General features: G+C 54.9%; 12 protein-coding genes. 5 read left to right on the top strand and 7 right to left on the bottom strand.

Going from position 1 to position 14971, the window contains the following annotated elements; all coding sequences use genetic code 11:
- Positions 1-5 precede the first annotated feature (5 nt).
- From ACR0EK_RS16735 to ACR0EK_RS16725, 3 genes are all read right to left on the bottom strand, one after another.
- Positions 6-1031 (bottom strand): glycosyltransferase family 2 protein, encoded by a 1026-nt coding sequence (locus ACR0EK_RS16735; RefSeq protein ID WP_480871316.1) that lies wholly within the window; start codon positions 1029-1031, stop codon positions 6-8.
- Complete coding sequence (locus ACR0EK_RS16730) at positions 1028-2521, bottom strand: hypothetical protein (RefSeq protein ID WP_480871315.1); 1494 nt, start codon at positions 2519-2521, stop codon at positions 1028-1030. Before ACR0EK_RS16730 ends, ACR0EK_RS16735 begins: the two co-directional genes overlap by 4 nt.
- Before the next feature lie 183 nt (positions 2522-2704).
- Positions 2705-3415 (bottom strand): methyltransferase domain-containing protein, encoded by a 711-nt coding sequence (locus tag ACR0EK_RS16725; RefSeq protein ID WP_170347013.1) that lies wholly within the window; start codon positions 3413-3415, stop codon positions 2705-2707.
- 619 nt (positions 3416-4034) lie between these two features.
- Here ACR0EK_RS16725 and ACR0EK_RS16720 point away from each other — a divergent pair.
- Positions 4035-4574, top strand: coding sequence for a VPLPA-CTERM sorting domain-containing protein (locus ACR0EK_RS16720; protein WP_480484434.1), 540 nt, complete (start codon positions 4035-4037; stop codon positions 4572-4574).
- Between the two features lie 68 nt (positions 4575-4642).
- Here ACR0EK_RS16720 and ACR0EK_RS16715 read toward each other — a convergent pair whose 3' ends face one another.
- Genes ACR0EK_RS16715 through ACR0EK_RS16700 form a run of 4 tightly spaced genes read right to left on the bottom strand, consistent with a single transcriptional unit; the run spans position 4643 to position 8833 of the window.
- Positions 4643-5527, bottom strand: a complete 885-nt coding sequence (locus tag ACR0EK_RS16715; protein ID WP_480484435.1) for a glycosyltransferase family 2 protein — start codon at positions 5525-5527, stop codon at positions 4643-4645.
- Positions 5508-6341 carry a CpsD/CapB family tyrosine-protein kinase gene (locus ACR0EK_RS16710; protein WP_480900698.1) on the bottom strand — a complete coding sequence of 278 codons (834 nt, stop codon included), beginning with the start codon at positions 6339-6341 and terminating at the stop codon, positions 5508-5510. The genes ACR0EK_RS16715 and ACR0EK_RS16710 overlap by 20 nt, the downstream gene beginning before the upstream one ends.
- 31 nt (positions 6342-6372) lie before the next feature.
- Positions 6373-7914, bottom strand: coding sequence for a GumC family protein (locus ACR0EK_RS16705; protein WP_480871314.1), 1542 nt, complete (start codon positions 7912-7914; stop codon positions 6373-6375).
- A 1-nt stretch (position 7915) separates the two neighbouring features.
- A complete protein-coding gene (locus ACR0EK_RS16700) occupies positions 7916-8833 on the bottom strand; it encodes an ExeA family protein (protein ID WP_480967954.1) in 918 nt (305 codons plus the stop codon).
- 695 nt (positions 8834-9528) lie between these two features.
- On the opposite strand from ACR0EK_RS16700, the gene ACR0EK_RS16695 reads away from it, so the two are divergent.
- From ACR0EK_RS16695 to ACR0EK_RS16680, 4 genes are all read left to right on the top strand, one after another.
- Entirely contained in the window at positions 9529-10119 is a 591-nt protein-coding gene (locus ACR0EK_RS16695) for a sugar transferase (RefSeq protein ID WP_480900703.1), read from the top strand.
- Positions 10120-10254: 135 nt separating this feature from the next.
- A complete protein-coding gene (locus tag ACR0EK_RS16690; RefSeq protein ID WP_480900705.1) occupies positions 10255-12642 on the top strand; it encodes a tetratricopeptide repeat protein in 2388 nt (795 codons plus the stop codon).
- A 114-nt stretch (positions 12643-12756) separates the two neighbouring features.
- Positions 12757-13368 (top strand): polysaccharide biosynthesis/export family protein, encoded by a 612-nt coding sequence (locus ACR0EK_RS16685; RefSeq protein WP_480871311.1) that lies wholly within the window; start codon positions 12757-12759, stop codon positions 13366-13368.
- Between the two features lie 156 nt (positions 13369-13524).
- On the top strand, positions 13525-14958 hold the full coding sequence (locus ACR0EK_RS16680; RefSeq protein ID WP_480871310.1) for a hypothetical protein: 1434 nt from the start codon (positions 13525-13527) through the stop codon (positions 14956-14958).
- Positions 14959-14971 lie beyond the last annotated feature (13 nt).

The raw sequence follows: 14971 nt of genomic DNA, 5'->3' as shown, positions 1-14971 counted from the left end.
AACAGTCAGTTCCGCGTGACATGGAGTTTCTGTTTCTGCCCCAGCACGTGATATTCGAACAGGCACCAGACATAGATGGTGGCCGAGTAGACATAATAGACCTGATGATACAGCAGGCATTTGAATGCGAACCACGGTCCGCCATGCCCGGACATGGCGCGCACCAGATCGAAATTGGCGACAAAGGCGGCTGCAAGCAGCAATAAGGGTAGGGGCCATGCCCCCGGCCAGAATGGCAGGACCAAAAGCGACAGCAGCAACAGCCCCGCAATTGCAGCCCGCGCCCGCTCGGCCATCGAGGTGTTCAGGTCATCCGTCAGCCCCTCGCGCGAGATCATCAGCCGGGCCCAGGGTAGGGCGCGACAGAAAATATCCGTGCTCAGGCTGTTGCGGATGGTCCAGACTTTCAGGTGTTTACCCTGCAGCTGTGGCTCGACAAGGATACGGCGACCGGTCCCCGCGATCCGATAGCCCAGTTCGATATCCTCGATCGACGGAACTTCATAGGTTTTCACATCAAAGCCACCGACCTCAAGAAACACGTCGCGCCGGATGGCACCACATCCGGCCCAGAAGGTGCGCGCCTCGCGGCGGGCGCGCTGATGGTGATAGCGGTGCAGAAGGTTCTTGTAACGCGAAAACCACGATTGCCCATCCGGCGCGTCGTCATAGGATCCGAACACGGCGCCGACATTATCCTCGGACATGGCACGGCGGATATGCTCCGGGCCATCGGGCCAGGCGATGACGTCGGAATCGACGAACCACAGGATGTCACCGGTGGCGTGTTCGGCGGCCAGGTTGCGCGCAGCCCCCGGTCCGCCATTGACTGGCGTGGTCAGAACCGTGGCCCCCATTTCGCGGGCAAGGGCCGCAGTCCCGTCCGGGGACTGGTCATCGACGACCAGAACCTGCTGCACCTGGCCGGTGTTCAGCATTTCAATCAGGGGTGTCAGGACACGGGGCAGCAGACGCTCGGCCTTGTAGGCGGGCATGACGACGCTGATGGAAAGGGTTTGATCTGAAGTCACGAGGTTTCTCCGGCCGCGCCTTGCGACACTGACGAACGCTGAACAAGAAAAAGAAAGGCAGCCGTAAAGGGCAGTAGCCACATCACGCGCGCACCATATCGGTCTGCGGGTTGCGAGACCCCGCCACAGACCAGCGCATTCACTGCAATCCCGATCAGAATGAACAGGGCGAATAGTTTTACATCCCGCGATACGCTACCCGACCTTACCAGAATAATTACAATAAAGATGAACGATGCAGCATAGATGATACCGTGCAGAAGATCGACGGCTTCGATCCAGGATCTGTCTTGGGCTAGGTTCCCTTTCTGAATCAGATCGTACTGAGCCTCATCGAGGCGGGCCAGGCCGCGCGCGTTGGTTAATTCCACATCCGTCGGAATTGTCATGGCGATGCTATAGCGCATAATCTGGTGATAGCCGTTCTTGGCCAATGCGAAAGACGTCGCAATAGGTTTGGATAGGAAGACCGCCTTGGCAAAGTCCCGCTGCGCCAACGCTACTTGTTTCTGATCTTCTAGCGACATCAACTGGAACGACCCCAGCCGGGAAGAGCGTTCGAAAATGATATGGGATGGGGTTAGCCTGTAGGGATCATCCGACCATGTAAGTGCTTCGTGTAGCGCGCAGGTTGGTATATCTGCATCCGGACAGACATCATCCAGATAGTCCATCCCGGGCCCGTCAACGATAAGCCGAGCAGTGATATGCGGGGTATAGACAACTTCCTTGTTCATCTGGGCTTCAACGGTGATCTGGAAGGCCTTGCGCTCGGCCGCCGCAAGCGTCAGGAGCATCACCATCAGGACCGTCGCGCGCCAGCGCCCCGGCATCCTGCGACCCAGGGCCGCCAGAGCGACAAAGGGGATCATCAGCCCTGTGATCGCCAGGTGCGATGGATGCAGCACAATGCAGAACAGAGCCAGCCCCGAGATCAGAAAAAGCTCCCAAAGGCGCATTGTCTGCCCAAAGGCGGTGAGTGCCGCAATCGCGATCAGAAGAATTGGTGCGAATATGTCCGGCATCATATAGGCGATGTAAAACGGCAAAGAGGTGCTGGCCGCCGCCAGAAGCGGGATTGCGGTCATCAGCATTGTGTTCTGCGCACCGTCCAGAGAACGGCCAGCCGTCCGCGCCAGCATCCAGACCGCAAAAAGCGTGGCTGCCAGATGGATGACCGGAACAGCGAAAAGGGCGTCGGCGCGAAAAAACGCCGCTATGATGAGGCCATAGATCAGCGAGCGGGAGCCGGTCGCAGTCCCGTCGTCATCTGCGGTGTAAGTGCCGCCCGTCGTGCTGGTTTCGTTCACCGGCGGCAGAAGACTGTTGAGGGCCACGCTGCCCTGCCGGATATAACTGCCTGTGTCGAAATAATAGAGCGGACCGCCGTTGATCAGAAACACGGACAGACAGGCAAGAACCGCCAGCGTGGCCAGCAGGGCCGACCGGGTATGAAAGGCCAGTTTGTCCGAAGGTGCCGATACGCTCATGTCATTTCCGCAGCATTTGATCCGGTCGCGCGGGATGCAGCCACGCCTGAACTGGGCCCGATGTCCGGGCGCGGGTCATTGAAATTTGAAACAGACGTGTTCATCAGCGTTCCTGGCGCCTCCGTCCAGCGGGCTTTGGGGCCGAATTCCACTGTGGCCGCCGTCCGAAATCGTGCTAAGTAATCATTTGATAGCAAGAAAACCTTCAAAACAAATATACTTCTGAATACTCATCACATCCTTGAAACCGGCCCGGCCCAGTAGATCCAGATTGCCCTGGGTGGAAAACGGCTCCAGCACGCTTTTCAGGCTGCGCGCCTTTTCGACGATTTCCTCGCTTGAGAAGCCGTTGCCGATTTTGAATTCGTTGTAGAGCTGAGTCACAAGATCCTGGAACCGCGCATCCGGCCCCCGGACCTTTTCGAACATGACAAACGCCCCGCCCCAGTTCAGGGTGTTGTAGATCTTGGTGAACAGTTCCTGCCGGTACCGGGGCGGGATGAACTGCATGGTATAATAGCTGACGATCATGTCCGCCTTTTCCATCTCCATATGACGGGCATCGTCATGAAGAATGGAAATGTTCGGGACATCCGCGCAATGCGCTTCGGCGACCTTCACCATTTCAGGTTCGACATCGATGCCGATCCAGCGTGCGTCAGGCTTTCCCGCATTATGTTCTGCCAGCTTGCGGATCAACTCTCCGGTCGATGTGCCGATTTCATAGCAGAGACTGTCATTGCGGACGAAGAAATCGGAAACCTGACAGATCAGGCCGTGACCCATTTCATAAAGAGGAACAGACAATTTGATGTGGTCTACAAACGTATCGGGAACACTGCCCCCAAAGGTCCAGTTCGCATTCTCAGCGGCTATGTTCTGGCCAACGCCCATGCGCAATGTCTCCTCGCAAATAGACAGGCACTCGAAACAAACGGCCAAACTGCAACTTCCGATTGATAATGCGTGCCTGAACTTGGTACAATAACAAGCCAAAGCTACACGAAACTTTCTGACCATCGAAGGAGAAATATGGCTGGGCTCAGCTTTCTTCTATTTTTCCGTTCAGATGCGGTTCGCAGATATTCTAAATTGAACAATTCGGCAAAATAGTTCAGATTGTTTCGCAAATTTGCGACGGATAGTTGCCCGCCATGTGAGTAAGGCAGTTTCGATTTCACCTAAAGACGGATTGGTTTGGTGCGGATTTGCATCAAGGAACCCCGCAGACTATGTCTGGAGCGGGACGGAGACCTCAGAAATTTTGGAAGTCCACCGCGCTCTCCCAGACGCAGATTCGTCTTATTTAAACGATTCCGGTTCTCAATGCGGAAACAAAAATAGCTACATTCGACCATTGTGCTGCGCAAAGCACCTCAATGCCCAGAAAAAGACACATTCTTTCGAAAAATCCTTCGCAATCAAATAGAAATGAATTATGAATGACTTCAGTAGGTGCCCTGCCGGGATTTCGAGCGGGTTGTGTGTATAAAAATCAAAGGTGGGACTTTGCATGTTTAGAAGTTTGAAAATGATGGCGGCGGGGATTGTTGCTGCTGTGATGATGGCTGGATCGGCCAGCGCGCTGACCTCGGTGACGGCAGGCGGCAGCTATGACATTAAATCGGATACGGCCTTTATCGGATCTGTCTCCACACTCGGTGGGCCTGGTTCGTACTCGGTCAACTTCACATCTCCGGTTGATCCGCTAATAGCGACGGCAAATGCATCGGTCACCATTCGGGTACTGGGTGCGTTCACAGGTCTGACCATGAGTTGGGTTGACGCGGCAAACCCCGGCAACGTTTTGGCAAGCACAGCGGTTCTGGGCGGCATCCAGACCACGCTCAGCACATTGTTTAGCAGCGTGAGCCCGAACTCCCTGAGCCAGAACCTGGTGTTCAGCTGGGCTAATGCGCAAGCGACGACGAATGGTGGTCCGATCAGCTTTGACTTTGACGTAGCTGCGGTTCCGCTGCCCGCAGGTGGCCTGCTGCTTTTGACTGCGCTTGGCGGTTTGGCCCTGACGCGCCGCCGCAAAGTAGCTGCCTGAACGGGCGCGCAAACCCGACAGATTAAGACAAGGGGCTGTGTTTTACGGCCCCTTTTCGTTTGGCAAGCTCAGATGTCGCCACTCGCTGCCTGGCGCAGCATCCAGATCATCCTCTGACATCTAAGCCGGAACAACGTGGCAATCGCCCGCCAGGTTTCTCCTGTCGAGGCCAATTTGCCGCTGGAGATGACTTTTGGTGCATGCACGATCGCACTGGCAGGCATGGCCAATCCACGGATTGCCCATCGCAGCCGCGCGCCGGGGTTGGTGCCATGCAGCAGATACGCCTCTTGTGTCGTACGCTGCCACTTGGTTTTGAGCGCGGCCCAGTCCTGACGGGACGGATGGCTGACGCGAAAGTCGTCCCGGTATTTCAGGCTGTAACCGCGCGCGACCGCGCGCATGGTCCATTCCCGATCTTCCGATACACCGTTGACGAATCCGCCGATCGCATCGAACACATCCCTCCGGGTCAACAGGTTTCCTGCGCCGGAAAACCCCTGAACCTCGATATACCTGCGGAAGTTGAATGCAAAAACAGCCTCGAACGCTTCTGCGCCGCTGCGCGGGGGTGGCGTTTCGTCAAAGACATCTACCCGGCCACCAATCAGATCGGCCTGATCCGCGATCTGGCGCCCGACGGTCAACCAGTCCGGCGCGGGCACACAATCAGCATCGATGAAAAACAGTCGGGGCGCTTTCGTTTCGGCAACCCCGCGGTTGCGGGCATGGGCCGCGCCCTTTTGGGGTTCCACAACAAAATGCACCTCGGGAAAGGTCTGGCGTATCGTGTCCAGCGATACCGGAGAGTTGTTGTCAACGACGACGATTTCCGTCGCCGTCAAATCATTCTCTCTGAGAGCCTGAAGGCACCGTTCCAGCCGGGGCAAATCGTTATAATGGGGAATAATTACCGCATCAGTCGGTACAGCGTCAGTAGGAGCCGTACTCATTGCCAAAAGTCCCGCTGATGTACCGACATTTATTCAACACAATACCCATGACGCTGGTCAGTTCTGCCAGTTGCCGCTCAGCCACGTCGATATGATCAATGCTGGTCTCTTCGGCTGCTGCCAGAAGCAGGGCGCAATCAACATTCCTAAGAAATCCGTGGCTGTCATCGCTCATCATTAGGGGGGGGGTGTCGAACAGAATGATGTCGGGTTTGTATTCTGCTTCGAGTTGTTCGAGAAATTCGATTGTCCGGCGGCTTTGCAAGACTTCCGCCGGGTTGCGGGTGGACGTGTAATTAAGTCCGAAGATGACGTTCTTGCCATAACGCTTCGCATGTTCGTGAAACGGTACTGCCCCCTGAATGACGTCAGCCATGCTGTAGCTGCCGGTTTGCTTCAGAATCTCAGCCAGCCCCCTGCGCCGCATATCGAAATCGATCACGATCGTGCGCAAGTCTTCCTGCCGCCCAAGGCTGAAGGCCAGATTGGCAGCTGTCGTGCTTTTGCCGCACCCACTATAAGGGGAAGTCAGCGCCACCCGATGCCAGTTATTGGAAAGGGTCTGCTGCAGCATCTTGGTGCGCAACATGTCATAGGGCGTTGCGTCCGCGCCCCCATGGAATGACATCAAACGGTTGCGAGAGACAAGGCGTTGCTCGATCTGTATCTCTGGCACAGCCAGCCAAATATCTTGGTCACCGCTTTCTTGCGGCGGCGGGGGCTGCTGTATGTCTGCGGGAGGCACAGGCTGAAGCTGCTGCCGGCTGTTGCGTTCTTCACGCGCTTTCTGAATAGCTTGCTGAAGACGGTCCATTACAAATCCACCAAATCAATCGAAACAATACTCACCAGAATGTCTCCAGTTTATCCATGACCCTCTCTGCGATAAGATCGAGGGGCAGATAATAGGTGTGCACCGTCCAGACCGCAGCGGGAACCCCGACTAGAATGGCTAATATGATTCCACCCCATACGGTTCGCTGCAGGATAACTTCACCCCTTGAAGGGGCATAGGGAATGGTGGCAATCGGCCAGACCTCAAGCTTGCTGATCAGGTCTTCCGGCCGACGTACAGATCGGTTCAGGATTTCCAGCAGAACCACAAGCCCCAGCCCCAGTGCGATGCCAAAGGCTGCTCCGCCTCCGGCAATCATCAGCCGGTTCGGCTTGGCCGGTTCGGTTGGCGTGGATGGGTGTTCAATGACGGAAATACGCTGCCCCTGGGACGTGACTTCGATCCGTTCTCCGGTCGAAGCATCGGCCAACCGACTGACAGCGACATTATACTGGGTTTGAATATTGTCGTGTTCGCGCTGCAATTCTGCAAGTGTGATGGCATTGGCCGGGGTCTGGTCAATCGTCAGGGTCAGTGCGTCAAGCCGGTCCTGAAGCACGCGGCGTTGGTCTTCGAGTGCCGCAATCTGCGAATCGACCTGTGCCAGTTGCAGGTCAAGGGACGAATTGCCCGTCTGTACGTCAGGTTGCGTCGGGGCTGTTGCTTGTTCGGCAGCCACAACCTGCTCAAGCTTTTCGATTCTTGCGCGGAGCAGTTTGATCTGCGGGCTGCTACCGGAATAGATCACAAGCTGGTTGTCGAGCTGATTTTGTAACTGACTTAGTTGTTGTTGTGCCGGGGTCTGATTTTGCGGCGAAACACCGACAACCTGACCCGTAGAACTGAAGATGCTTATGAGGTTTTCCCGTTGCGCCTGGAGGGAAAATATCTGCTGGTCGGTCTGTTCAAGATTGGTTTGTAGCGCCCCTTGTTGAGCCAGCCTGAACTGTAGGCTGTCAGGTAGCGCATCAGAATTGTCATTCTTGAATTCAAGAATGCGAGCGCTGCGCTTGCTCAACTCATTACTCAGGCGGTCGACTTCCAGTTGGAAGAAGGCCAGCGTGTCAGTGGCACGATCCTTACGATACGAGACGTCCAACTTCTGGATTTCCGTCAGATACGCATTCAATACGCCAGAGGCAATCGGGCCGGTCCGAGCCTCGAAACTGATTGTCATTAGGTTGGCCTGATTGAGGCCACTGGAAATCCAGATCGAAGTGTTCTTACGCATGGCTTTGACAATCTGATCAGGGCTTGCCTCATCCTGGTCAGCTAGAACCTGAAACTCCCGGGCGATTTCCAGAAGGATCGGGCGGGTCAGCAGGCGCTGCTCGATGATCTGAAGCTGTTCCGCCGCAGGTGTCGTGACGGTACTTGCCGCCAAATTTCCCGGAATCTGCGGCGATTCAACGATCAGGCGCATCGTTGATACATATGTAGCGGGTAGTGCTCTGGCGACAATGAATGACGCAACAGACACAACTAAGGCGACGACCAGAAAATACGGAAACCGCCGCAGGAAAATGGAGAAATAGTAGCGTGCAGGACCCATCTTAGACCGTCAGCTCCTTCTCAAGTGAGTTTCCGCCAAAGAACACGCCATCATCGATCACCTGATTGATGATGGTTTCGTCGACCTTATCCGCTTCATTTGTCCAGGCATAAAGCAGGGCAAAGTCGCAGAACTGATTGACCAAGCGCGGCACACCGCGGGTCTGCTGAAAAATCACCTTGCAGGCGTCTTCTGTAAACTCACCACCGGACCCGCCGGCCGTTTTCATTCTGTGCCTGATATAGGCTTCGACGGATGACTCATCCATCCGTTCCAGGTGAAAACTTGCGGCCACGCGCTGCGTCAGCTGGCGCATCTTGGGGTCCAGAACCATGTCGCGCAATTCAGGTTGACCAACCAGAACAAGCTGGATCAGTTCGTCCGTGTTCGAGTTGATATTGGTCAGCATACGGATTTCTTCCAGACCTTCGACTGTCAGGTTCTGCGCTTCGTCAAAGATCAGGACCACCCGCCGCCCTTCGGCATATTCCGCAACCAGAAAATCCTGCAGATCCCGGAACAGCTGAACATAGGGGGCGTCGTTGTTAATTGGCAGGCCCAACGCATGCAGAACCCATTGCAGCAGCTCTCCGCGGCCACCTTGCGCATTCGAGATCAGCCCAACGGTGATCGACTCTTCCATTTCACTCAGAAGATGCTGCACCAGGGTTGTTTTCCCAGCCCCGATCTCGCCTGTCAGCACTGTAATGGGTGCACAGCTCATAATACCGAATTGCAAGACAGAATAACCGCGCTTGTGCAGCGGTGACCAGTACATGAATCCGGGGTCCGGAAGCAGTGTGAAGGGCCGCCGATCGAGCCCGAAATAGTCTAGATAAAACCCGTCACTGGACGCCATTGCACCTCGGTTGCCTTCCGCCTTGTCAAACCTCGTACCGGCCCCCTGGAGATTATCCAAACTTAAACTCTGAACCACCAGAAATCCCTTACATAAAGAACACGTCACATAAACAAAAAGTACTTGGGTACTACTTTGCCACAAAATCAAGATAGCAGGCACCACTAAACTGCACACGCGATGAATTGACCTGCCGCCCCCTTCAATCAGAAATATTTCTCGCAATTGTTTCCATCTACGCCTTTGAAAAAAGCCCGTCGATGACGCTTCGGCAATCCGACAGGAATACGAGTCAAAAAGGCCTCTAGGAGGTCAAAATCAGCTCCAAAAGTATAAAATTTTACCTATTGTACCCAAAGGGGAAACGGAAACCCTTGAGCTTTCAACAGACCAGTTGAGCAAAGTTTCGCGATACCGCTAGAAAACTCTCGTGCTAAGTCGTTCTGAGGTGTCCTTGCCAGTATTATTGTTTTGCAAGCCAAGCCGAATTTGTTAACACTTGATTACGGGAAAGTGGCCTCGCGAGTGAGCAAGCGCAGGGTCGAAGTGGTATAAAAATATAAGATTTTAAGTATATGTAGTTGAGGTCGAGCGTGTTCTGTTCCTGAGTTTGGTAAGTGGTTCGTGAGTATTTGTGTGTGTTGGGGGTTTAAATAGTGACAAGTCATTCAAAAGAAGTGGCCAACGCTGGCGCGGGCTACTCTAGCATCTCTGTTATGCCGACCTCAGTTCAGTATCCGGGGTTTTACAGAGGTGTGGGAAAACGCATCTTTGATATCGCGTTTACACTGCTTGCAGCGCCGTTCGTCGTTCCGATGGTTGTGCTTCTGGCCGTATTTCTGGCCAGTCAGGGCGTAACACCGTTTTACCGGCAGGAGCGGGTCGGAAAAGACGGCAAGGTTTTCAAGCTGCTCAAACTGCGCACCATGGTACATGACGCTGAGGCCGTGCTGAAAGAACATCTGGCAGCCGATCCCGAAGCCCGGGAAGAGTGGAACCGCAACCAGAAGCTTCGCAACGATCCACGCATCATTAAATTCGGCACATTCCTGCGCAAATCCTCAATGGATGAATTGCCGCAATTCTGGAACGTTTTTGTGGGTGAAATGTCTCTGGTCGGACCTCGCCCGATGATGGTGAACCAGCAGGATCTTTATCCCGGCAAATTCTACAACGCGATGCGCCCTGGCATTTCCGGGTTTTGGCAGGTGTCCAAGCGCAACCAGTCTTCATTTGCCGAACGCGCTCATCACGACACAAATTACTGGAAAAGCATGTCGTTCGGCACAGATGTGTCAATCCTGATCCGGACTATCTCCGTCGTCCTGCGCGGCACCGGGTGTTAAACCCGGAACGCGTGGCCGGGTAAAACTGTCGGCTGCGTGCGATTTCGTAACTTTTGCGGGAGTGCAGCATTGAGCAGAGCCGGGACCTCTATCAACAAATTACTGGCTAGCGCCTTCTTGGTCGCAGCCCTGTTATTGAGCGCGTGCGACTCGGCCGAAGAGCGCGCGGAGGCGCATTTCCAGGCCGGTCTGGCTCATCTGGAAGCTGGTGACGTCGAGCGCGCATTGGTCGAATTCAGGAATGTCTTCAAACTCAACGGTCAACATAAGGAAGCCCGCCTGACGTTTGCCCGGCTAGAGCGCGAGCGCGGCAACATCCCTGTTGCATATGGTCAGTATCTGCGGTTGGTGGAACAATATCCAGACAACCTTGAAGGTCATCGCAACCTTGCTGAGATGGCTCTGGAAGTAGGTAACTGGGAAGATGTCAGGCGCCATGGCGCATTGGCGAGCGCTCTGGCGCCGGATGATGCCGAAATCAAATCTATCAACAATATGTTGGCTTACACCGACGCAGTTCGGGATGGCGATTTCGCAAGTGTGGACTTTCTCGTACATACGTCCCGCGAAATGATCGAGAGCAATCCGGAACTGATGACCGCGCGCCAGGTCGTAATTGACCACCTGGTCCGCGATGAGGACTGGCCCGGCGTTCTGCAGGAAACAGAGGCGGCAATAGCCATCGATCCAATGGAAGCAAGTCTTTATGGAATCCGGCTCCGCGCCCTTCAGGAACTGGATATGCCGGCAGAGATCGAGGCTTTGCTCAGGCAGATGGCTGTGACATTCCCTGACGATGAAGGCGTCGAGCAGTTGCTTGTACAGCATTATATCGACCAGGGGAATCTGGATGCGGCAGAACAGATGCTGCGGGCTGAGGTGTATCCTCAAGCCGAAGATCACATGCCAGCGCAGCGGCTGATTGCCTTTCTGAATGACAACCGCGATTCTACAGTGGCAATTTCCGAACTGGATACGATCATCGCCGAGGGTGGTCCCAACACGTTCCATTTTAAGACGGTGCGTGCAGCGCTGAAATTCAGATCAGGTGATGAACAAGTCGCAATCTCCGAGATGCAAGCACTGCTTGAGGGGGCGGAAAGAAACATACAGACCCGGGCCAGTGAGGTGGAGTTTGCCCTCATGCTGTTCCAGTCTGGACGACCCGATGAAGCCCGGGCTTTAGTCGAAAAAGTCCTGTCCGAAGATGCAGCCCAGGTTGGTGCGCTCAAGTTCAAAGCGTCCTGGTTGATTGATGAGGACAAGACTGGCGATGCGATTGTGCTTTTACGCGAAGCGCTTGGTCAGGCACCCCGCGACCCACAGTTGATGACTCTGATGGCTCAGGCGCATGAGCGTAATGGAGACAGGGAACTGATGGGCGAAATGCTGGCGCTCGCGACGGAAATGTCCGCCAATGCACCGGACGAAACGCTAGGCTATGCCCGGTTTCTGATGGCAGAAGGTGATCTGGAAATCACCGAACGTGTTTTGACCCATGCCTTGCGCCAAACCCCGGAACACCCCGAACTTCTGTTCCTGCTGGGTGACGTGCTTCTGAACATGCAGGACTGGGATCGGCTGGGCACCGTCCTTCTTGCCATTGGGGATCTGGACAGCCCGGAAACACGACGTGTCGCCAACGAGCTCAGGGCCCATATGCTGGCAGCACAGCAGCGCACAGAGGAGCTGACCTCTTTCCTGAACGAGTTGGCGGATGATCCCGAGTTTGGCCTGCCCGCCGATATCGCGCTTATTCGCCTGATGCTTACAAAAGGGCAGACGGCAGAGGCATTCGCCCATCTTGACCAATTGCTTTCTGAGGACCCGAATTCTTTGCCAATTCGCCTGATCAAAGCACATGCTCTGATCGGTGAAAACAAACGCCGCGAGGCCGAGCAGCTTTACCGCGCCATTCTCGAGGATTATCCGAACACAACACGGGCGTGGACTGCCTTGCACGAGTTAGCAACGGAACGGAATGCCCCGGATCAGGCCAGCGAAGTTTTAGCCAAGGCATTGGCTAATCTGCCTGAAAGCCCGGACCTGCTCATGCTGCAGGCGGCGGAATACGAACGCACTGGGGACCTGGATCAGGCAATCGAAACATATGAAAAGCTTTATCCGATCACCAATCGGTCCCTGGTTGTGGCCAACAATCTCGCAAGCCTGCTGACGACGCACCGCAACGATGACAACAGTCTGCGGCGTGCACAGGTTTTGGCGCAACGTTTGCGCGGCACACAAGAACCCGTGTTTCAGGAAACATACGGTTGGGTGGCCTACCGGATGGGAAATTATGAAGAGGCGGTCACCTATCTCGAACCTGCGGCGGCGGCATTCCCTGAACATCCCCTGGTTCTGTACCATCTTGGGAAAACATACGTGGCCTTAGAGCGGAGCGAAGATGCTCTGCGTTTGTTTCATAAAGCCAGGACTTTCAGTGGCGCTTCAACGGAAGTTGCATCATTGGTGGACGCTGAGATTGAACAGCTGAATGCTGCACCGGACACCAGCCATTAGGAGGGGGCGGATGACGCCGCTGCATTTCTGCCGCATCTTGTATGTATCAGACTCCCTGCAGATTGTTTTGTATCCTGTAGAACGGCATAAAGAAAAAAAGTGAGAGATTTGAATATGCGTACAGTTATCGGATCATTGATCGCTCTTGCCCTTACCATGATCGCGGGCACCGGAGCATGGGCGCAATCCTATCAAATTCAGCCGGGCGATGCGTTGCAGGTTGAAGTTCTCGAAGATCCCACCCTGAATCGGACCATTCTGGTTCTGCCGGACGGATCCATCAACTTTCCGCTTGCCGGCTCGGTCCGGGCTGCTGGCCAATCTACCAGCGGATTGAGCTCGTCTCTCTCATCGGCGCTGGCCTCGAACTTCAATGCGCCGCCAACGGTCTTTATTTCGGTGGCGGCGCTGGCTCCGCCGCCGCTTCTGGGCGGGCAGGCCGCATCCGGGCCAACCATCGATGTTTTCATAATGGGTGAGGTCAATGTACCCGGAAAGCATCTGGCGACCGAAGGTACAACCATTCTTCAGGTTTTGGCTCAGGCCGGCGGTCTGACCAATTTCGCGGCTCGCAAGCGCATCGAATTGCGCAGAGCTGATAGTAAAACAGGCGTGATGAACAAATACACTTACAACTACAACGGCTCGGGCGGTGGCATCCAAGGCAATACAGTGCTTAAACCCGGAGACGTTGTTGTCGTACCAGCACGCCGCTTGTTCGAATAGGGGCTGATACAGGTGGGGAAATCCAGGAGCAGGCTGTCCACCATTCTGGGGGGCGGGATCGCTGTCATAAGTTCGTTTACACCGGCCGTCGGGCAGCAGGCTTCGACACAGCAAACGACTACGCAACAAACGCAATCCTCGACACAGCAAACATCCGTGCAACAGACAACAGTCGCATCGACGATTGTGCAGCAAACACCCAGCCAGCAATTGATCGCACAACGGGCCCAGCGAAACCCGGCCCGAAGGGTCGGTCTTCCGACCGGTCAGCAGGTTGGGACCGGTACCGGCCTGAGTGTGACCCTGGATTATCTTTCATCGCTCAGGCACGATAGCAATCTTCGCCTGACCGACCCTTCGCTTGGATCCACGACCTGGTGGGAAAATACGTTGGCTCTGGGTATTCTGAAGCAGACCTCGGATTCGAGACTATCGTTCGATCTTTCCGGGCTGTACCGGATCGCCAATGAGCCGATTATTGGAACGGAATCCAGTTTTTCAGACCCGTCTGCCCGACTGTCGTATCAGCGGGCACGCCTTAACAGTCAGCTTGACCTGCTATTGGATTACCGCGAACAGGATCTGGCCTTTAACCGTTCACTGACCGACACCAATCTGGATGGCAGGATTGATGCCGCCGATGTAACCGGAACCATTGGGGATCAGGTCAACACCCTGGGCAACCTGAATTGGCAAACCGGCCTGAATGACCCAATCGGGTTCCAATTCATCTACAGCTATCGCGAACGCACCTATACAAACACAATCGATCCGAACCTGTTTGACAATAAATCAAGCGATTACTCGGCGATCACGACATTGCGGGTGTCACCGGTTTTTCAGGCAAACTTGCGTCTCGGCTACACCGACTTCTCTGCAGAAGACAACGTGCGGACCGATCAGCAAACGACGGTTGTGACAGTAGGGGGGACCTATAACGTATCTCCCGTTACCACCATCAGTGCGAATATCGGCTACAGTCAGGTGGATGAAACGCTGCGTACGACCAATACCAACACCGTGACCGAGGATTTCGTCTGGGATTTCGCCTGGAACAAAACCTTGCCTGACGGCTCGGCGGATTTCCAGATTGACCAGACATTCGGGGTTAATGGGTCGCGGATAAACGCAACCGCCGGTCGTAGCTTCCAGCGCGCAAATGGAGTGTTGAGTTTCAATGTGGGCCTGTCCAGAGGGCCATTCGACGAGGTCACGCCGATCGGGCAACTCGACTACAGCTACCAGCTGGCCAGTTCTCGGATCGGGGCGACGTTACAACGCCGGGTCGGCACCAGTACGCAGAGCATAGAAACACGCGAAACACTGGCGTTTCTAACATATGACTATTTCATCAACCCGGTATCGGGGCTGTCTTTCAGCATCGATTACATTGATCAGGAAGATGAGGGAACCGGCCAGCCCAATCCACGCCAGCGTGGTACGTTCAGTGCATCCTATACACGGGCTATCACAAAAGACTGGGCTGTAAACGTGGGGTACCAATATGAAATGGATGACCAGAACGGCTTTACGGCAACGTCGAATTCGGTCTTTATGACTTTGGGCCGGCGCTTTTCTCTCAAACCCTGACTTTCGTTTGCGT

The sequence above is a fragment of the Ruegeria sp. AE4 genome, assembly GCF_056542185.1.
This window is presented reverse-complemented; position numbering and strand designations above follow the sequence as displayed.

Bases quoted from the DNA above. Each gene is read 5' to 3' on its own strand.
- ACR0EK_RS16705 (WP_480871314.1), bottom strand. From the start codon at position 7,914: ATGGGTCCTGCACGCTACTATTTCTCCATTTTCCTGCGGCGGTTTCCG.
- ACR0EK_RS16710 (WP_480900698.1), bottom strand. From the start codon at position 6,341: ATGGACCGTCTTCAGCAAGCTATTCAGAAAGCGCGTGAAGAACGCAAC.
- ACR0EK_RS16685 (WP_480871311.1), top strand. From the start codon at position 12,757: ATGCGTACAGTTATCGGATCATTGATCGCTCTTGCCCTTACCATGATC.
- ACR0EK_RS16725 (WP_170347013.1), bottom strand. From the start codon at position 3,415: ATGGGCGTTGGCCAGAACATAGCCGCTGAGAATGCGAACTGGACCTTT.
- ACR0EK_RS16715 (WP_480484435.1), bottom strand. From the start codon at position 5,527: ATGAGTACGGCTCCTACTGACGCTGTACCGACTGATGCGGTAATTATT.
- ACR0EK_RS16720 (WP_480484434.1), top strand. From the start codon at position 4,035: ATGTTTAGAAGTTTGAAAATGATGGCGGCGGGGATTGTTGCTGCTGTG.
- ACR0EK_RS16730 (WP_480871315.1), bottom strand. From the start codon at position 2,521: ATGAGCGTATCGGCACCTTCGGACAAACTGGCCTTTCATACCCGGTCG.